At 41.9% G+C, this 20,068-nt stretch carries 17 protein-coding genes; 8 read left to right on the plus strand and 9 right to left on the minus strand.

Going from position 1 to position 20,068, the window contains the following annotated elements; genetic code table 11:
• Positions 1-117: 117 nt before the first annotated feature.
• On the plus strand, positions 118-1,161 hold the full coding sequence (locus tag HUS62_RS04530; RefSeq protein WP_175078674.1) for a glycosyltransferase family 9 protein: 1,044 nt from the start codon (positions 118-120) through the stop codon (positions 1,159-1,161).
• A gap of 534 nt (positions 1,162-1,695) precedes the next feature.
• Here the strand turns inward: HUS62_RS04530 and HUS62_RS04535 are convergent.
• Positions 1,696-2,802: a phosphoribosylaminoimidazolesuccinocarboxamide synthase gene (locus HUS62_RS04535; RefSeq protein WP_054561015.1), complete on the minus strand. Its 1,107-nt coding sequence runs from the start codon at positions 2,800-2,802 to the stop codon at positions 1,696-1,698.
• Between the two features lie 256 nt (positions 2,803-3,058).
• On the opposite strand from HUS62_RS04535, the gene HUS62_RS04540 reads away from it, so the two are divergent.
• Genes HUS62_RS04540 through HUS62_RS04555 form a run of 4 tightly spaced genes read left to right on the plus strand, consistent with a single transcriptional unit; the run spans position 3,059 to position 6,608 of the window.
• Positions 3,059-4,093, plus strand: a complete 1,035-nt coding sequence (locus HUS62_RS04540; protein ID WP_175078675.1) for a CDP-glycerol glycerophosphotransferase family protein — start codon at positions 3,059-3,061, stop codon at positions 4,091-4,093.
• A 16-nt stretch (positions 4,094-4,109) separates the two neighbouring features.
• A complete protein-coding gene (locus HUS62_RS04545; RefSeq protein ID WP_054561016.1) occupies positions 4,110-4,808 on the plus strand; it encodes an ABC transporter ATP-binding protein in 699 nt (232 codons plus the stop codon).
• On the plus strand, positions 4,795-6,111 hold the full coding sequence (locus tag HUS62_RS04550; protein WP_175078676.1) for an FtsX-like permease family protein: 1,317 nt from the start codon (positions 4,795-4,797) through the stop codon (positions 6,109-6,111). The genes HUS62_RS04545 and HUS62_RS04550 overlap by 14 nt, the downstream gene beginning before the upstream one ends.
• 8 nt (positions 6,112-6,119) lie before the next feature.
• Positions 6,120-6,608 (plus strand): DUF3299 domain-containing protein, encoded by a 489-nt coding sequence (locus HUS62_RS04555; protein ID WP_175078677.1) that lies wholly within the window; start codon positions 6,120-6,122, stop codon positions 6,606-6,608.
• A 35-nt stretch (positions 6,609-6,643) separates the two neighbouring features.
• Here HUS62_RS04555 and HUS62_RS04560 read toward each other — a convergent pair whose 3' ends face one another.
• From HUS62_RS04560 to HUS62_RS04580, 6 genes are all read right to left on the minus strand, one after another.
• A complete protein-coding gene (locus HUS62_RS04560; protein WP_175078678.1) occupies positions 6,644-8,041 on the minus strand; it encodes an efflux transporter outer membrane subunit in 1,398 nt (465 codons plus the stop codon).
• The gene (locus HUS62_RS04565; RefSeq protein ID WP_258536713.1) at positions 8,034-10,286 is read right to left on the minus strand and encodes an efflux RND transporter permease subunit; all 2,253 of its coding nucleotides are present in this window, start codon (positions 10,284-10,286) and stop codon (positions 8,034-8,036) included. Before HUS62_RS04565 ends, HUS62_RS04560 begins: the two co-directional genes overlap by 8 nt.
• Positions 10,262-11,167 carry an efflux RND transporter permease subunit gene (locus HUS62_RS23020; RefSeq protein WP_258536714.1) on the minus strand — a complete coding sequence of 302 codons (906 nt, stop codon included), beginning with the start codon at positions 11,165-11,167 and terminating at the stop codon, positions 10,262-10,264. Before HUS62_RS23020 ends, HUS62_RS04565 begins: the two co-directional genes overlap by 25 nt.
• A gap of 2 nt (positions 11,168-11,169) precedes the next feature.
• Positions 11,170-12,396, minus strand: coding sequence for an efflux RND transporter periplasmic adaptor subunit (locus HUS62_RS04570; protein WP_175078679.1), 1,227 nt, complete (start codon positions 12,394-12,396; stop codon positions 11,170-11,172).
• A gap of 74 nt (positions 12,397-12,470) precedes the next feature.
• The gene (mutM, locus tag HUS62_RS04575) at positions 12,471-13,280 is read right to left on the minus strand and encodes a bifunctional DNA-formamidopyrimidine glycosylase/DNA-(apurinic or apyrimidinic site) lyase (protein WP_175078680.1); all 810 of its coding nucleotides are present in this window, start codon (positions 13,278-13,280) and stop codon (positions 12,471-12,473) included.
• 11 nt (positions 13,281-13,291) lie between these two features.
• Positions 13,292-13,783: a hypothetical protein gene (locus HUS62_RS04580; RefSeq protein ID WP_175078681.1), complete on the minus strand. Its 492-nt coding sequence runs from the start codon at positions 13,781-13,783 to the stop codon at positions 13,292-13,294.
• Positions 13,784-13,934: 151 nt separating this feature from the next.
• On the opposite strand from HUS62_RS04580, the gene HUS62_RS04585 reads away from it, so the two are divergent.
• Positions 13,935-14,861 (plus strand): manganese-dependent inorganic pyrophosphatase, encoded by a 927-nt coding sequence (locus HUS62_RS04585; protein WP_054552703.1) that lies wholly within the window; start codon positions 13,935-13,937, stop codon positions 14,859-14,861.
• A gap of 80 nt (positions 14,862-14,941) precedes the next feature.
• Positions 14,942-15,751: a hypothetical protein gene (locus HUS62_RS04590; protein ID WP_175078682.1), complete on the plus strand. Its 810-nt coding sequence runs from the start codon at positions 14,942-14,944 to the stop codon at positions 15,749-15,751.
• A gap of 47 nt (positions 15,752-15,798) precedes the next feature.
• Here the strand turns inward: HUS62_RS04590 and rlmB are convergent, their stop codons facing one another.
• Positions 15,799-16,545, minus strand: coding sequence for a 23S rRNA (guanosine(2251)-2'-O)-methyltransferase RlmB (rlmB, locus tag HUS62_RS04595; protein ID WP_175078683.1), 747 nt, complete (start codon positions 16,543-16,545; stop codon positions 15,799-15,801).
• Complete coding sequence (gene rnr, locus HUS62_RS04600) at positions 16,542-19,025, minus strand: ribonuclease R (RefSeq protein ID WP_175078684.1); 2,484 nt, start codon at positions 19,023-19,025, stop codon at positions 16,542-16,544. The genes rlmB and rnr overlap by 4 nt, the downstream gene beginning before the upstream one ends.
• Positions 19,026-19,206: 181 nt before the next feature.
• Between rnr and HUS62_RS04605 the strand changes: the two genes are divergently transcribed.
• The gene (locus tag HUS62_RS04605) at positions 19,207-20,055 is read left to right on the plus strand and encodes a DUF350 domain-containing protein (protein ID WP_175078685.1); all 849 of its coding nucleotides are present in this window, start codon (positions 19,207-19,209) and stop codon (positions 20,053-20,055) included.
• The last annotated feature ends 13 nt before the right edge of the window (positions 20,056-20,068 follow it).

The raw sequence follows: 20,068 nt of genomic DNA on the forward strand, positions 1-20,068 counted from the left end.
AAAATTGTAGCATAATGTATGTAACTTATACGAAACGGCAATTCAACAACACTAAGAAAGTTAGTGTTATGATATTACTTCCAACAATTACAGTATATTTGAAATCGATAAACCTTTATGCAAAAAAAAATTATTGATGCTAAATCTATCAAAGGGAACATTTTAGTTATTCTGCCAAAGTTCATAGGCGATGCTATAAACTGTTCTCCAGCCATAGAGTTACTTAAGTCGCTTTATCCTCAAAAGCAAATTTTTGTAATTGCTCGGCCTCATTTAGTGCCTATTTTCGAAAGAGATAAATCACTCGTGATTATTTCCGACGACCGATTTAGCTCAACCCAACCTATATCACTACTTGGGTTTGCTAATTCCCTGAAAAAAAAGGATATTGAACTGGCATTTATACTGAGAAACTCTCTTTCAGAAGCCCTTCTTTGCTTTTTTGCAAAAATTAAATTCCGTATTGGCTACGCCCAAAATGGCCGAAGCCCCTTTTTGACCCATTCTCCGAAATTAAATAAGAATCATCATTACATTTTTCGTTATTGTTTTTTAGTAAACCATGCTCACGGAAATCTATTGCAGGAAATCCCTAACACAAAGATAAATATAAAGAAAAGTACTTTTATCGATACTGACATTAAGACTCTAAACATTGGGTTATATTTTGGAGGAAACAATAAGAAAAGTCGCCACTACCCTAATGATTTAGCGACCACAGCGATAAAAAAAATAGCTGAAAATAATAGCAATATCCATTTCATTTTGATCGGTGACCCGAGCGAAAAAAAAGACTCAGAACTTCTAATTGAAGAACTCAATAATCCTAAGATTAAAATCAGTAACTTGGCAGGGGAAACATCGATAGGTGAAATGCTGGATGTAATTGGCTCATTAAATTTATTAGTTACGATTGATTCAGGTCCTATGCATATAGCTGCAGCTGCTGGTATCCCATTTGTGGCTATTGTAGGTTTAGGCACTTCACCTTGGAGCACAGTTGCACCGAAGCAAAAAAATTACATCCCATTAGTTGCAAATGGCTACCAATTGGATGAAAAAGCTATAATTAGAGATATAACCCCTGATGATATAAGCTCTGCTGTGAGTAAACTAACTAAATATAAATTACCTCAGGGCGAAGTGATGCTAAGCGGCTAAGGATTTGATTTTTTTAACATTTGCAGAACTTATTGCTCATCCATAGCATTAATCAAAAGCTCTACCACACGGTTAAAGTCTTTTCAGAAGTGTTCATTCCTGTGTGGATATCAACCATTGACGGGTTAAAACACTGCGGTAGATGCTTCAAGTAACTATTACTTATAGTTTAGATATTACTTAAAAACATTTCAGCGACATTTATATCTTCACGTAACTTTGAACATTGAAGGGATTTATCGACCACCAAGAGCTCGCTAAACTGACTAAGCTAGTTAATAAAACGGGCTTACGCATAATACATTTGCTGCGCAGCACAGAACTACAAAAGAACATACCGTGCGAGCACAGTGCGCAAAAAACGTCATAATTGAACCCCCTTAGCCTAGTTTGCTAATAAGTATAGATTAATCTTAGCTTAAGTTAATGAGAGAGGGTATGAAAAGCAAGAAAAAAGCCAAGCAGTTTTAGTAGAAAACCAACTTGGCTTTAATAATATTGACTTAGAGCATATCTAAGTTAAAAAAATAGCAATTAATTGTGCTTAATTAAGCCGTATTCTTTATCTAAAATAGCGATTACTTCACTACGAGGGTCGCTTGGAATAGTAATTTCTTGACCAATGATTTTACTCGCAATGCCAACGTAAGTATCAGACACTTCAAGCATCACTGATTCTGGCAAGGTGTAGTCTTTAGCAAGCTGCTCACGCTCGTCCATGCGGTCTTTATTTAATAACACATCGCTGTCTGGCACGTTATTAATTAATAACTGGCGGAAACCCTCTTTTGAGTTTTCAATGATTTTACCGTCACGGTAAGCTGGGCCATCCCAGATACGTGATGAATCAGGCGTGCCTACTTCATCAATGTAGATAAGCTTATCTGAACCATCAATGTCTTCAACATAACCAAATTCAAATTTAGTATCGACAAAGATTTGGTCAAGCTGTGCAAGTTCATCACTGATCAGCTTAAAGCCTTCAACAAGTAATTGCTCATATTTAGCGACATCGTCTTCAGACTTGAAGTTAAAAACAGATAGGTTATTGGTGATGTTTTCACGGGTAATGTTCACATCATCTACTTCAGGAATGTCAGTAACACCTGTGATAATGCCTTTCGTTGATGGCGTAATTAACACTTCATCTAGCTTTTGGTTCGCAGCTAGTCCCTCTGGTAAATCAATACCACAGAAATTGCGCGTGCCTTTCGCATAATCACGCCACATACTGCCAGTAATATATTGGCGAGCAATGGCTTCAACTTTTACAGTACTTGCTTTACGCACAATCCATACATAAGGGTGTGGAATATCAACAATATGGTTACCTGCAAGGCCTGCTTTATCAAATAACTTAAACCAATGAGATGCCACAGAGTTTAGCGCGATGCCCTTACCAGGAACACCATTTAAACCGTTTTCACCTTGCCAAATACAATCAAACGCAGAAATACGGTCAGAAATAACCATAATAGCTAGCTCAGTTCCTTTTGGAACTTGATAACCTTTGTCATTAATTAAACGAGCGCTGTCTTCATCAGTTAACCAATAAACTGAACGCACTTTACCACTGTGTACCGCACCTTTGGTACGAATCGGTAAATCATCGTTTACGTCTAAAACTTTATAGCTAGTCATGCTATCTCCGATAGTATTTGGCATGCTCTTGTGAGCACATGTATGGGATTGGGGTTATGGCCGCCTATAATAATCTAGACGCCTTGAAAGCTCAATCATTGCACTATCATCAGCAGCCTGCGGATGTAATAAAAACCATAAAAATTTAAACTTTCAGTAATTTTGCTGTCATAAACATTATTTCGCTATACTAGTGCCCTCGAAATAGGAGGTTTTCTTGGATTACTTAGCAGCTACCGCAGAAAAAAGATATTTAATGTTTATTTCGCAGAACTATTCGTACGCGATCTTACGCCCATTGCAACGGGAGATTTTAGCTCGTGGTGGTGAAGTTAAATGGTTTTTCTATGGTGATGAAGTTAATCAGAACTTCCTTCGTTCAGATGAATCGTGTTTAGAAACTATAGATGATGTAATCCAGTGGCAACCAGACATTTCATACATTCCCGGGAATGTAATTCCAAACTTTATCCCAGGAAAAAAAGTAGCTGTTTTTCACGGCTTTAATTCTGGAAAACTAAATCGAAAAGGATACGAAGATCATTTTAACATCCGAGGCTGCTTTGACCTGTATTGTACCCAAGGCCCTAATACAACTTCTAAGTTTGAGGAACTAGCTAAAAAGCATGGTTTCTTTTTAACTAAAGAAACAGGTTGGCCTACTCTAGATCCATTATTTTCAAAAATAGAAAACAATCCATACGTAGATGAAGGCGATAAAAGGCAAACTCTTTTAATTTGTTCAACTTTTTCTAGAAACCTTTCTCTTGCACCTAAATTATACGAACAAATAAAAGCGTATAGTGAGCAAGGTAAATGGCGAATTTTGGTGCAATTCCACCCGAAAATGCCAAGCGAGCTTGTTGATAAATACAAGGCTCTACAAAACGACAATCTAATCTTTGTCGAGACTGATAACGTATTACCACTATTACAAGCTGCTGATGTCATGCTGTGTGATACCTCATCTATTTTGCTTATGTTTATCTTACAAAGAAAACCCGTCGTGACTTTCTGCAACCAAGCACCCGGCGAGCACCTTATTGATGTCACAGATGTCGATAAACTAACTGAAGCGATTGATTATGCCTTCACACAGCCTGCTGAATTAATGGCGAAAATTGAGCACTTCTGCCAGCAACTGCATCCATATCAAGACGGCTTATCGAGTCAACGTGTACTTGCTGCTAGCAATGAATTACTATTGAGCAATCCTGCACTTAAGCCGAAACCACGTAATTTTATTCGTAATTTTAAAATGCGTAGAAAATTAAATTACTGGCGATGGTAACAATTCATAGGTCGTTATGATCACGCTTGAAAATGTGCTTTTTAAATGGCACGCAAAACAACCCGAGCCGACGATCAATATTACTAAGCTAGATATTGATCAAGGCGAACATGTTTTTCTTCACGGTCCGAGTGGTTGTGGTAAATCAACGTTATTATCATTGCTTGCTGGCGTCACAGTGCCAACACAGGGCAATATCGAGCTGCTTGGTAAAGCGATTAACCAACTTAGTAATAGTAAACGTGACCGTTTTCGTGCCGACCATATTGGCTATATTTTTCAAAACTTTAATTTACTACCCTATTTATCGCCCATTGAAAACGTGACTTTGGGTTGCCAATTTTCAAAGCAAAGGCAAAAAAACGCATTAAAAAATAGTGCAACAATAGCCGCTGAAGCAAGCCGCTTACTGAGCGCTTTAGGGCTAAATGATAATTTGCAACATCAAGCCGTTGCACAGCTGAGTATTGGCCAGCAACAAAGAGTTGCCGCTGCGCGAGCCTTTATTGGCAGCCCTGAAATTATTATTGCAGATGAACCTACCTCAGCACTCGACACACAAAATCGCCAAGCATTCGTAAAATTGTTATTTGAGCAGGCAAGCGCAGCAAATAGCACGCTAATCTTTGTTAGCCATGATGAAACATTACAAACGCTATTTACCCGCAGTATCAGCCTTGTTGAGTTACAAGGAGGCACAGATGCTACTCATTAAACTCGCCACAAAAAGTTTATTAAACCGAAAGGCCAGCGCCCTACTCACCCTATTTACCATTGCTATCAGCGTAATGTTATTGATGTCGATTGAGCGGGTTCGAGTTGATGCTAAAAGTAGCTTTAGCAATACAATTTCTGGCACTGATTTAATTGTCGGTGCGCGTACCGGTGATATCCAGTTGCTGCTGTCTTCGGTATTTCGAATTGGCCATGCTAACAATGGTGTGAGTTGGAAAAGTTACCAATACATCACTGAGCAACGGGGTGTAAAATGGGCTATTCCTATGTCACTTGGCGACAGCCATAAAGGCTTAGCTGTACTTGGTACAAATAAAGACTATTTTGAACACTATCGCTTTGCTAAAAAGCAGTCGTTGAGCTTTTCACAAGGCCATGAATTTAATCACTTATTTGAGGTTGTTTTAGGTGCAGAGGTTGCCAGCAGCTTAGGCTATCAGCTAGGCGATGAAGTGGTGATTGCGCACGGCATGGGCAATACCAGTTTTCATAATCATGACGATAACCCATTTAAAGTGGTCGGTATTTTAAATCCAACGGGCACGCCTGTTGATAAAACCCTGCATATTCCACTTGCAGCAATTGAAGCGATTCATGGTGGTCATGCTCATCAGCATGAAGCCGTTCAGGCTGATGCAAATGACCACGACCACGACCACGACCACGACCACGACCACGACCACGACCACGACCACGACCAGCATGATGATGTTGATTTAATTGGCACACCAAAACAAATAACCGCTTTTTTACTTGGTTTCGATTCACCACTTTATACCTTACAAGTACGTCGTAATATCAACCAATACAAAGATGAGGCACTGCTTGCCATCATGCCGGGGGTTACTTTGCGTGAACTATGGGAAATGCTCTCTATCGTTGAAAAAATCTTGCTATTATTTTCTATCGTCGTGGTGCTGATCAGTTTGCTTGGCATGTTAACGAGCCTGCTTTCAAGCTTAAATCAACGCCGCAGAGAACTTGCTATTTTGCGCTCTGTTGGCGCAAGACCTTGGCATATTTTCACCTTGATCAGTGTCGAATCATTACTCATTACAGGGCTTGGCTGCATTGTTGGTATCGCATTATTCTATGCTTTAATGCTACTCGGCGCAGATTACTTGCAAAGCCATGCCGGAATAAGCCTAAATATAGCCTTATTGTCATCCTATGAACTCATGCTTTTAGCTGCGATAATGGTTGCAGGCTTTATTGTAGGGTTAATTCCCGCAACTCGCGCGTATTTCTACTCTCTTGCTGATGGTATGAGTATTAAAATTTAAGGAATGTTATGCCGTTTTTTCGAAAATTCGTCGCTTCAGTCGCATTAGTTGTGTGTGCTGGAGCTAATGCTGGCGCACCTAAAGAAATCTTCTGGGAAGATTTAATTCCAAAAGGTCATGTGCAAATCGATACCCAAGCGCAAGCAAACCATGAAGGCTCTGAACAAAACTGGGTGCAACCAGACCTTGATGCTCCCGTGGTAAAAGAACTTAATGGTCAATCAGTAAGTTTGCCTGGTTTTGTTGTTCCGCTTGAAGGCGACAGCGAAGTGATCACCGAGTTCTTATTGGTGCCTTATTTTGGTGCTTGTATTCACGTACCACCACCGCCGCCAAACCAAATTGTGCATGTCACGATTAAAGACGGCGTACCAATCGAAAGCCTCTACGATGCGATTGTCGTGACTGGCGTTATCAGCACCGAAACCTGGTCTGGTGAAATTGCTCAAGTCGGCTATAAAATGAAAGCCGTTGGTGTAGCACCATTTGAGTTATAAGTTTTTAAAGAGCATGCTTTTGCATGCTCTTTTAATTAATCTACCACCTTTTCTTTTTCTAGTTCCTGTTCGCTTAATTCATACCATCCGCCACCAAGGGCTTTATAAAGCGTTGCTAGGCTTTGCAGACGATCATTCTTTGCCTGCGATAACGCTATTTCTGCCGAAAATAGCTGGCGCTGTGCATCCATTAAATCAAGAGAGCTGGCAACACCATTGCTATACCTAAGACGTGCTAAGCGGTAGTAATCTTGACTACTGAGCACCAAGCTTCTTTGCGCATCATAGCTTTGCTCTGCCGACTGATAGTTCGAAAGCTGATTGCTTACTTCTTGCAGTGCCACCAGCACTGTTTTTTGGTATTGAATACTTGCCTGATAAGCTCGTTGTTCCGCCACCGTTAAATTTGCCTGATTGCGTCCCATATTAAATATTGGCATTAACAGCTCTGAGCCCAGCAACCAAACCTGCGAATTACTGGCGAGCAAATCACTAAAATCAGTGCTTTCACTGCCATATTCGGCATACAACTTAAGTTTTGGGAATAACGCCGCTTTTGCGACCCCAATTTCAGCCATGGCCGCTTGCCATTGATACATTGCTTGCTGCACATCTGGTCTACGCTTTAACAGTTCACTAGGTAGTCCTGTGGGTAATTGCTTAGGAAGAGTTTGCACAGATAACTCATTCCCCCCTTGCACATCAGCATTGGCATCACCAATCAAAAACTTTAACTGATTAATAATCCGCCTTTCACTGTGCTGTAAAGGCGGGATCTTCACTTTCGCTGACTCTAATTCAACCTCGGCTTGGCGCTGTTCTAACCCTGAAATAATACCGCCTTTTTTACGAATACGCGCAATTTCAAGCTCCTTCTCGCGAAGCTTAATCGTACTCAGGCTAATTTTTAATTGCTCTTCAACTTCTTTAAGGGCAAAAAACTGCTGCGCAACATCAGCAATCAAGGCGAGCTGCAACGCGTTTCTTACTTGCTCTTGGCTATAATAATTTGCCAGTGCGGCTTCGCTTGCACGTCGGTTACTACCAAATAAATCTAGCTCCCAACTTAAGTAACCTTTTAAATCAAAGGTATTTTCGGGGCTACTATTGAGTTCTTCTTCTCGCTCTGAAGTAAGCCCTACATTCACATCAGGCCATAAAGCGGCATCGGTAATTCGATACCGAGCTCGCGCTTCAATAATTTTCGATTGCGCAATTAACATATCTTGGTTATTAAGAAGCGCTTGGCTAATCAGCTTTTGCAAATGAGGGTCGCTATATATTTGCTTCCATCCCGCTAAAGCCTGCGACTGTGGCGTAGCTGTTGCACCCATAAAATTAGCAACTTCACTATGCTCAGGTGCTTCAAAATCAGGCCCTACAGCACAGCCTTGAATGCAAGCGAAACAAAGCAATGGTAACAATTTATGCATCGACTTGCTCCTCTACTACTTTAGAGGCCGGTATTTGCTGTTTTTTTACAAACCGTGCAGCGGTAATAAAGAACAGCGGCACTAATATTATGCCGATAGAGCTTGCCAGTAACATCCCCCCTAAAATAGGCATAGATACCGACTGCCGACCAACCGCTCCGGGGCCAGAAGCAAGTACCAACGGCAATACACCAAGCACAAAAGAGGCTGCAGTCATTAATATAGGCCGAAAGCGAGAACGGGCGGCTTCTATTGCAGCATCAGCAGCGTCCATCCCCTCCTGATAAAGCTGATTTGCCACCTCAACAATCAATATAGAATTCTTTGCCGCAAGGCCAATCAAGGCAATAAAGGCGACTTGGAAGAATAAATTGTTTTCATGCCCCGTCACTAAGGTTAATACAGAGGCTCCCAACATGGCTATCGGGCTTATTAGTAGTACAGCAAACGGCAAGCTCCAACTTTCATAGAGCGCCGCTAAAAATAAAAATACAAACACAATAGCAAGGCTGATAGCGATACTTAGCTGACCCGATGAGCGAATTTCTTGATAAGTTAATCCCGTCCATTCATAGCCAAGGTTAGGCGGTAGTTTTGCCATTTCTTCTTTAATTACGTTAATTACATCTCCCGATGCATAGCCCTCAGCTGGCGACACATTCACCATGGCACTGGTAAACATATTAAAGCGATTTATTGCAGACGGACCGGTTGTTAAATTTAACTTAGCAAGCACATTTGATGGCACCATAGCGCCATTTTTTGAACGCACATAAAATTCGTTGAGGTTTTCAGGGCGTGCCCTAAATTCATCTTCAGCCTGAACTTTAACCCGATAAACGCGGCCAAATAAATTAAAGTCATTAATTGTTGATGAGCCAGTAAGCACTTTCATTGTGCTGTAAACATCGGCAATCGGCACCTCTAGCGCCATGGCTTTTTCTCTATCTAACTCTAAAAACAGCTGAGGTACTGAGCCACGCAGTGAGCTACTTGCTTTAGCAACTTCAGGGCGGTTATTTAAATTTGCCAGCAGTACCTCGAGCGATTCAACCAGACCCGTTAAGTTGCCTCCTGTTTTTTCTTGCAGCGCAAACTCAACACCAGAGCCCGAACCAAGCCCCGCCACAGCCGATGGCTGAAACACATTAAATTCAGCATCGGGAATGGCGTACAGCTGCTTACGAATATCATTCATCACACTTGTGACCGTAAAACCTTGCTCTGCACGCACTTGCCAAGGCTTTAAAATCACCTCCATTTGACCATGTGATTGCGCACTACCAGCACGGCGGTTTTCACCCGCTAGCGTGAATGAATAAGCTACCCCAGCATGGCTCATAACAAATTGGTTAGCTTTACTTATCACCTCGTTGGTACGTGAGACCGTTGCCGCATCTGGCAAGGTAATATCAACAAAAAAGCGTCCTTGATCTTCTTGCGGCATAAAGCTACTTGGTAATTGGCTGAACACAAAGTAACAGCCACCAAGCATTATAAAAAAGCCAATATAACTACGTTTTGCTTTTTCAGAGCATGCCTTTACAAGCCAGGTGTATTTTTTGCCAACACCTTCAAGCCAATTATTAAATTTAACAAAAATCTTATTGTTTGATGGGAGGCTAGGTTTTAAGAAAATCGCACATAAAGCAGGGCTCAAGGTTAACGCAACTAGGGTCGAAATGAGTACCGCAACGGTAATTGAAATCGCAAATTCTCGGTACATAATGCCCGTAATACCTGCTAAAAATGACACCGGCACAAACACCGCTGCCAGTACTAAAGAGGTTGCCACTATGGCGCCAGAAAGCTCTGTCATCGCTTGCTTAGTAGCAGCAACTACCTCCATATTTTGCTCATTGATCAGTCGCTCAACACTTTCGACTACGACAATCGCATCATCAACGACGATGCCGATTGCCAATACCATAGCCAATAAACTGACATTGTTTATGGTAAATCCAAATGCAGCCAAGGCGATAAAGGTACCCACTATTGACACCGGCACAGCTAAAGCGGGTATTAAAGTTGTTCGCCAGTTTTGCAAAAATAAATACACCACTAAAATCACTAAGATCAGCGCCTGAATAAGGGTATTGATCACCTCATAAATCGACAGCTTGATAAACTCAGAGGCATCATAAAATAACTGCCATTTCACTCCCTTTGGAAAAGCCTCGCTCAGGCGCTCCATCTCAGCCTTAACACGCTCGGTTACCGCTAATGCATTAGAGCCTGGTAACATATAAACCTGCAAAATAGTGGGGGCTGTTCATTTAGTTTTGAATTTAAAGTATACGCAGAGGAAGCTAGCTCAACCCTTGCGACATCTCGTAAACGGATCATCGAGCCATCACTGTTCACTCGCAGCATAATGTTATTAAACTCATCCACCTTATTAAGCCTTCCTTGCGCTCGTACTGGAAAGTTAAGCTTAATTGCATCGCTCATTGGCTGAGCCCCGATCTCCCCAGCAGCGGCCTCTTTATTTTGTGCTTTGATTGCTGCGGTCACATCATTCACGGTTAATTCGTAACCCGCTAAAATATCGGGCTTTAACCAGACCCGCATAGCATAAGAACGCGAGCCGGTGTTACGCACTTTTCCACCCCCCGGAACACGCTTTAAAGCCGCCTCAACATTGATGCTAGCGTAGTTACTCAAATAGATTTCGTCATAGCGAGGGTCATCAGAGGTCAGTGCCAGTTTCAACAACTCAACGGAACTTTCATTAGAGACATTCACCCCTTCAGTTTGCACATCAACAGGTAAATTACTGCCTGCTTGGCTTGCGGTGTTTTGCACATCAACAAGGGCGAGATCTGGGTCGGTGCCAACATCAAAGGTGAGTGTGATCCCAACACTGCCAGAGTTAGTTGCCTTTGACTCCATATACAACATATTCGGTGTGCCATTTAATTCTTGCTCAAGAGGAATGGCTACCGACTCCGATGCGGTCTCAGCCGTTGCGCCAGGGAATGAAGCAGACACTTTAACCGACGGCGGAGCAATATCAGGGTATTGATCAATGGGTAGGGTAAAGAGCGAGACCAAGCCTGTGAGTAAAATAACTAACGAAATAACGATAGCAAACACTGGACGCTTGATAAAAAAATGCGAAAACATAGTTAAGCTCCCTGCTGATTTTTTTCATCATCTTGTTTGCTTGGTTTATCTGGCGCCAGTGGAATAGTGCCCGTGTTTGGCGTTAATCGGCGTTTTTCAAACTCGGCTAACGAAATCGCTTTTACTTGCTGACCATGACGAATGCGATGCAAACCTTTCACCACCACTTGCTCACCGGCACTCAAGCCTCCGCTAGCAACAATTCCTTGTTCACCGTAATGCTCAACAACAATAAAGCGCCGCTCTATCTCACCTGAATCAAGTACCACCATTACATAAATACCACCCTGTTCCACTTGGGTGGCTTCTTCAGGGACGACAATGGCATCTTTCAACTCAGATAATTTAATCCGTGCTTTTGTATATTGCCCAGGTAATAGCTCACTATTAGGGTTAGGCAGCTTTGCTCTTACTTTAAAGGTGCCCGTTTTCGGGCTAATTTTAGGGTCGGTGAAACTCACATCACCCCAATATCGATACTCACTGCCATCAGGCAAAGAAATACGTACGAAGCCTTCTAGCGCCTTGCCTTGTTGTTCGGCTTGTAGCTGCTCCATCATGCTGGTCATACGCCGCTTGGCATTCAAATAATCAAGTGCCGACATATTAAAATTAACGAAAATAGGGTCTATTTGCTGAATGGTAGTAAGGAGTGAAATACCGTTACTGCCGACCAAAGCACCGAGATCGGCTTCAGAGCTACCAACCATGCCGCTAATTGGCGCCGTAATACGGGTATATTCTAAATCGAGCTTGGTTTCTTCAAGTTCTGCTTGGGTTGCTGATAATGACGCTTGCGCTTGCTCTTGAATAGAAATTGCATTGTCGTAGTCGAGCTGACTTGCTGCGTCTTGCTCATAGAGGGGTTTTAAACGAGTAACATCGCGCTTTGCTTTTGCCAACGCAGCTTGGTCTTTTTGTAGTGCGGCTTTAACGCGATTAAGCTTAGCTCGGTAGGGTCTATCATCAATGGTGTAGAGTAAATCACCTTCGTTTACCCAACTACCTTCAACAAATTCAACACTTTGTACAAAGCCGGTGATCCGTGCGCGTACTTCAACATCAAGTGATGCGTCTGTACGCGCCACGTAATTCCCATACAGCGGCACATCAAACTGCTTAACCTCAGCGGTAACCACTTCTTCAACGATAACTTGAGGTTTCTCTTTAGAACAACCCAGCAGTGCCGCTAAGCACACGCACCCTATGACGTATTTGTTTAATAGCATACAACCTTCTCATTCCTTAAGCCTGTCTCTATCTTGCTATCTGTTGCAATACTACATAGATGAGGGATTCTTTGTTATTTTTGACAATTAGAGCAGTACACAGTGCTTCTTTGCCCTAATCTAATTTCTTTTAATGGCTCTTTACACGTTACACATGGCTCACCTTTGCGACCATAAACTAGTAATTGCTGGGCAAAATAACCGGGCTTACCATCACTTTGAGCAAAATCTTTTAATGTTGTGCCGCCTTGCGTGATAGCCGCAGCAAGTGTTTCTTTAATAATAGGCACTAATTGCTGATAACGCTTTAAAGACACCTTGCCGGCTTCTCGTTTCGGGTGAATTCCGGCCTTAAATAACGACTCATTGGCATAGATATTACCTACACCAACGACCACAGCGTTATCCATAATAAACTGTTTTATCGGTACTTTTTTATTTCTAGACTGTTCGTAGACACGCTTTGCAGCGAAATCATCGGTAAGTGGCTCCGGCCCAAGCTTGGTTAGCAAGGTATGACATTCGCCTGGAGCTTGCCATAAGCAGGCACCAAAGCGACGCGCGTCGTTGAGTCTTAGCGCTTTACCTGAGGCTAAAATAAATTCGATATGGTCGTGCTTTTTTAATGGCTCATCTGCGCTCACAACTCGTAAGTTGCCCGACATTCCTAAGTGCAAAATAACACTACCCAGCTCACAACCGAGTAATAAATATTTTGCTCTACGCTCCACTGAAGTAACTTTAAGTCCTTGTAATTGATATACATCATCAGGCACAGGCCAACGCATACTGGCGTTATGAATATTTACTTTGGTCACTGTTTGGTTAAGCACATGCGGCGTTATTCCCAAACGGCTAACTTCAACTTCTGGTAATTCAGGCATCTGTGACTCTCTTAAAACGGGTATAACGGAAATAACTTAGCAGCATCAGCTTGTTCAAGCTCAAATACTCGTTGTAACCGCTTATCTAATAAATAGTATTGCTGATCTATGTTGTACAACTGATACACCGCTGGCAACTGCTCCCCGGCTAGCCACACGGAGGCAACATAATCAGCCGATGTCTGTGAAATTTTACTCACAGGGAGACTGGCAATAGTGAGTTGTTGATGCTGCCAAAGTTCAACAAGTTGTTCGAGCTGCTGCTCATCGCCTTGCCATATGGTTTCTTGCAGTGATTGGCTACGCCAAGAGGTGCCGATACGCTCTATTTTTAATTCTGGAAATGCCATTGCTAAAATGAAGCTTTGCTCTGGGAGTAGTGCTTGTACTCCTTCTTCAACGGGCTGTGTATTGAGCTTTTTATGTAGGCCATTGAAGAAAAAAATCATCAATAGCATCGAAATAATCACCACATTATTCCATGCTTTTCGGCTCAAGCGCATCAGTATCTTCCTCAGTTTTCAATATCTTAAAGTGTAACCAAAAAGGACATTAATTGGCAGTTGTAATTGATCAACAAAATTTCATGTCTGTTATGTATCAATCTGTCGATACTTTGCTAAAATATCCGCCAAATTTAAAGGAGTTCCGTCAATGTCAATGTATGTAGTGGGTCATAAGATCCCTGATTCAGATTCAATTTGCGGTGCAATTGCGCTTGCTTACTTAAAAAACCAGATCAATGAACCTGCGATCCCGACGCGTTTAGGTGAAGTATCACCTGAAACACAATTTATCCTAGATAAATTCGGTTTCGAAGCACCTGAGCTAAAACTTAGCTACGCAGGCGAAGACGTTTATATCGTTGACCACACAGAAAAAACACAAGCACCTGATGACATCGATGAAGCACGTGTTGTAGGTGTTGTTGATCACCACAAACTAGGCGACTTAACATCATCAACACCACTTGAGTGTTGGATCCGCCCAGTGGGTTGTTCAAACACTATCATCAAAATGATGTATGACTTCTACAACGTAGAGATTCCAAAAGATATCGCAGGCATCATGTTATGCGCTATCTTAAGCGACACTGTAATCTTTAAATCACCAACGTGTACAACAGCTGATATCAAATGTGTTGAAGCACTTGCTGAAATCGCTGGCATCGAAGATTTCAAAGAACTTGGCATGGAAATGTTCAAGGTTAAATCAGCAGTTGAAGGCACGCCTGCACGCGATTTAGTAATGCGTGATTTCAAAGACTTCAACATGAACGGTAAGCTAGTAGGTATTGGCCAGCTAGAAGTTATCGACCTTGCTGTATTTGATGAGATCAAAGCAGATCTTGAAGCTGACATCGCAAAGCTTAAAGAGGAAGGCGGTCGCCACTCAGTATTACTCCTGTTAACTGATATCATGAAAGAAGGCTCAGAAATGCTAATTGCGTCTGATGACGTATCAGTAATCGAAGCTGCCTATGATGTTAAGTCAGAAGACGGTCGCGTATGGTTAGATGGCGTATTAAGCCGTAAGAAGCAAGTAGTACCACCACTACAAGACGCTTTTGCAAAGATCTAATCTTATTAAAAAGACCGCATAAACATTATGCGGTCTCTAAGATCAAATTAATTCAATGTTATTAAAAGGATTTATATACATTGACTACCTTTATTATTGATGACAAATCAGGCGCATGTGATTCTATGTGGTCTGATGAATATGGATTTAAAGTAACCGTTCCGTTAAACAAGTACCTTTTCATCCCAACTTTAGAGCCTTTTGAAAATACGCAAGCTCTGAAAATAGGTGCACCTAAATTACTGTTTTATTGCGGCTCTTATGAACAAATAGTTCTTCATCAAGCATTTTCACTTAACCTTCTAAATACAGATCAATATTCTATTTATGCGAGTAATGCAGTAAAACTTGGGTTCGATAGTTTTGGTTTTATTGAAGTATTGCTCAATAACTGGGAACCTATAGCTTATTCAAATATTGAAAATAGCTTAGGCGTATTATTTGGCGGAACAGGTGGGAATATAGCAAATCTGCATTATAAAGATAATTACAGTACAGTCCTTGCTGTAGAAGAAGCTATAAAACTGGACGCACACTCAGATAGCCCCATATCTCACTATCATCACACCATTGGCGGCGAAGATTTTTTTGAAAATTTAGATTATACTGGCAATAAAGTCGTTCAAAATATATACTATTTAGCAAGCGAGTTAATTATTTCTATGCAAACGGGTGAGCGAGGTGGAAATATGAAAGATATTCAATATTCTGGCTGTACTACTTCAGCACAGCAAGAAGCCCCAGCTATTAATATAAACAATGTTGTGGGCTCTGCAAAAGTTGCTCAGAGGAAAATTTTAAAGCGAAGAAGAAAACCTTCAACTTTAAAGTTCAGAGATGATATGAACATTACTCCTGAAAAAGTTCAGTTTAAAATGATAGATGTATAAAAGCCGATGTAACATCGGCTTTTTTATGTCTGAAATTTTCGCGGCAGTTAGATTTGCGTTGCATTACGCTGGCGTAACACTTCAAATAAACAAATACCGGTCGCAACTGACACATTTAAACTAGATACCGAACCAGCCATTGGGATTTTAACTAATAAATCACAATGCTCACGAGTAAGGCGGCGCATACCATCCCCTTCAGCACCCATAACAACAGCCATTGGCCCTGTTAGATTTGCATCAAATAACTCTGTATCTGTTTCACCGGCAGTGCCGACAACCCAAACGCCAGCATCTTTAATTTCACGTAACGTACGCGCAAGATTGGTTACTTGCACCAATGGCACTGTTTCTGCCGCACCGCATGCTACTTTACGCGCTGTGCCGTTCAGTTTTGCAGACTTATCTTTAGGAACGATGATCGCGTGCACGCCCGCAGCATCTGCACTACGTAAACAGGCACCTAAGTTATGCGGATCTGTTATACCATCAAGCACCAATAAGAAAGGCGTTTCTTCACGGGCTATGATCTCATCTAGATCTTTTTCGTTATACATGCGCGCCGCTTTCACATTAGCGATAATGCCTTGGTGCTGCTCACCATTTGCTTTATTATCAAGCACTTTACGCTGCATAAATTGTACAGAAATACCGAATTTACGTGCTTGTTCAATAACCGGGTTTAAACGTTTATCTTCACGCCCTTTTAAAGCGTATATTTCTAAAAAGCGCTCAGGCTCTTTTGCTAATATTGCTTCAACTGAGTGAAAACCAAAAATTAATTCATTACTCACGTATTATTTGCTCCTCGGCCATTACGTTTACGGGCATTCTTACCCGGTCTTTTTGCCTTTTTGGTGGCTTTTTTCTTACTCTTCTTTTTGCCGGCTTTTACAGCATCAGCTTGTTTACTATTAGGCTTTTTGCGCCCTTTAGAAGGTGAAGACTTGCCACGTTTTTCATTCTCTTTGTCGCCTGATTTTGCCTCAAAGCTGCCTGACTGCGGTTTTTTACCAGGAATTTTACCTGCTTTAAGCTGGGCTCGAACACTTGGTTTTGCAGGGGCACTACGGCCACGACGACGCGCATAACGGTCTTGTTGCGCCTCACCTGCTAACACTAAGTTTATACGTCGCTCATCAAGACTGACAGATGACACCTGAACCGTTAATTTATCGCCTAGACGATAAACGGTGTGAGTTTGTTCACCAATCAAGCAATGCTTAGCACCATCGTAATGGAAGTACTCATTGCCCAGGTTAGTTACATGGATCATGCCGTCGATTTGTAAATCGTCTAAGCGTACAAATAAACCAAAGTTAGTTACCGATGAGATCACCCCACCAAATTCGTCACCAACATGGTCTTGCATAAATTCACATTTAAGCCAATCTGCCACTTCGCGAGTCGCATCATCAGCACGGCGTTCAGTGGTTGAACACTGCTCACCTAAAATATCAACTTCGTCATCAGTGTAGGCATACTCACCCGATGTTTGCTGACCTTGCGCTTTAAGTACCGCTTTAATTGCACGGTGCACCACTAAATCAGGGTAACGACGAATAGGCGACGTAAAGTGGGCATAGGCTGGTAAAGCTAAACCAAAGTGGCCAATGTTATCTGGCTGATAAACCGCTTGCTTCATTGAACGGAGCAACATGGTTTGAATAAGCTCAGCTTCTGGGCGGTCGCCTAATTTAGCTAACACTTGCGTTATTTCTTTTGGTGTTGGCTCATCAGAAATCGCGGTTTCGATACCAAGCTCTGATAAAAAGTTTCTGAAGAAACCAAGCTTTTCAGCATCAGGCTCATCATGCACACGATAAAGCGCACTCGCCTCGTGCTTTTCTAATAATCGGGCTGCCGATACGTTCGCTAAAATCATGCACTCTTCGATAAGTTTGTGTGCATCATTGCGAACCACTGGCACGATTGATTCAATCTTACGATGTGCATTAAACACAAAGCGCGTTTCTAAGGTTTCAAACTCAATCGCACCACGCTCTTGGCGAGCAGCTTTAAGTGCCATGTACATTTGCTGTAAGTCAGTTAAGTGTGGCACCATCTTGGCGTACTCTTCACGCAGCTTTTCATCGCCTTGTAAAATCGCATTCACTTTCGTGTAGGTAAAACGAGCGTGTGAATTCATCACCGCTTCGTAAAATTTATACCCAGACAACTTACCCGCTTCTGACACCGTCATCTCAGCAACCATACATAAACGGTCAACTTCTGGGTTCAATGAGCACAAGCCATTCGATAGCACTTTTGGCAGCATCGGAATAACTTGCTCAGGGAAGTATACTGAGTTACCACGTTCAATCGCTTCTTTATTCAGAGGCGTGTTCATTCCTACGTAGTGCGACACATCGGCAATGGCCACCCATAAACGCCAACCACCTGATGGTTTGCGCTCACAATAAACGGCATCGTCAAAGTCACGGGCATCTTCACCGTCGATTGTCACCAGCGGTAAGTCACGTAAATCAACGCGACCTTGCTTTGCTTGTTCATCAACAAACTCACCTAAATGAGCAACTTGCTTTTCAACCGCTTCTGGCCAAACGTGGGGAATATCGTGATTGCGTAGTGCAACTTCAATTTCCATACCCGGTGCTAAATGCTCACCCAGTACCTCAGTGACTTTACCTACCGCATTCATATGTCGGCTTGGGTTTTGGGTAATTTGCACCTGCACCATTTGGTTGTGGCGCGCGCCATTTTCACTACCCGGTAGTATCATAATATCTTGCGTTATGCGTGGGTCTTCAGCCACAACAACTGCAATACCATGCTCAACAAAATAGCGGCCAACAATCGGGGCTCGCTCATTGGTCAGAACCTTGATGATGCGTGCATCGCATTTGCCACTTGAGCCTTTGCGGTTGCCTTTAGCAAGCACAATGTCACCGTGCAACACCATATTCATTTGGTGCTTTGCGATAAACCAATCTTTACTCTCACCTTCAACTTCTAAAAAGCCGAATCCGTCACGATGACCAATGACCTTGCCTTTAACCAGGCCTGATTCATCAATCAATGCGTAGCATTTAAACTTATTGAAATACAGTTGACCATCGCGTTCCATAGCACGTAAACGACGTTTGAACGCAATTTGACGCTCTGTATCATTCACATGTAATTCGTCACAAAGTTGTGTGAAATTTGCTGGTTTGGCGCGAGATTCTAAGTGAGTAAGTATAAACTCACGGCTAGGGACGGGGTTTTCGTACTTTTCTTGTTCTCGACTGAGATTTGGATCCTGTTTTGACATTCACTATCTTGTTAGTTGGTTATGTTGTTATTTTAACCCATAACCTAACAATGAGACAGGCAAAAGCTATGAAACTTTTAAGAAATTGATTAATTCTGCCAAAAATGAAGCTTTGATATTCTTTGCAACAAACACTCTGTGTTAATATTTTCGGAAAATAACAACAAGCTAACATAATTATATGGATATTAACTTAACCCACCACCTTGCAACGATGGCCTACAACAGCGCCTATATTGGTCTGTTCATTGCGATCATAGCCGTTGCAAAACTGTCGTATAACTTAGCAACCCCTTATAACACCACCAGCCAATTAACAGATAATGCCAACAGTGCCTTGGGTTTATCTATTGGCGGCTACTTAGGGGCAATTACCATTATTTATGGCTTTGTTTTAGCTGGGCCTAGCCAAGGTTTGCTAAGCGATTTGATGAATGTATCACTGTACAGTGTATTAGGTATGGTGCTGCTAACCTGCTCACGTATTTTAAATGACAAATTACTGCTACGTTTGTTCTGTAACCAAGAGCAATTAATTAACCAACAAAATGAGGCTGTTGGCTTAGTACAAGCAGCAAACTATATGGCCGCAGCACTGATCATTGGTGGCGCATTAACCGGTGAAGGCAGCTGGTTATCAGCCATAGTGTTTTATTTTTTAGGGCAACTAATGCTGATCATTTTTGCCAAAGGCTATGATCACCTAACTGCTTTTAATCTTCACGAACAGCTCGAAAAAGGCAACAAAGCCGTTGCACTTAGCTTTTCAGGCACTATGTTGGCGTTAGCTATTATCTTGTGTCATGCGCTCATTGGTGGCTTTCATACTTGGCAACAAAGCTTAAGCTTATTCTTTATTGACGCATTATTTGGCTTTTTAATTTTACCAATTGTGCGTTACCTCGTTGATAAAATTATCTTTAGCAAAATTTCACTCGACCAAGCAATGCACGACAAAAACACCGCCGTTGCGGTTATTGAAAGCAGCATTGCAATCTGTGTTGCTGTTATCATCACTATCGCTATTTAAGCTTATTTATGGA

This window comes from Pseudoalteromonas sp. 0303 (assembly GCF_013349995.1).
Classification (GTDB): Bacteria; Pseudomonadota; Gammaproteobacteria; order Enterobacterales; family Alteromonadaceae; genus Pseudoalteromonas.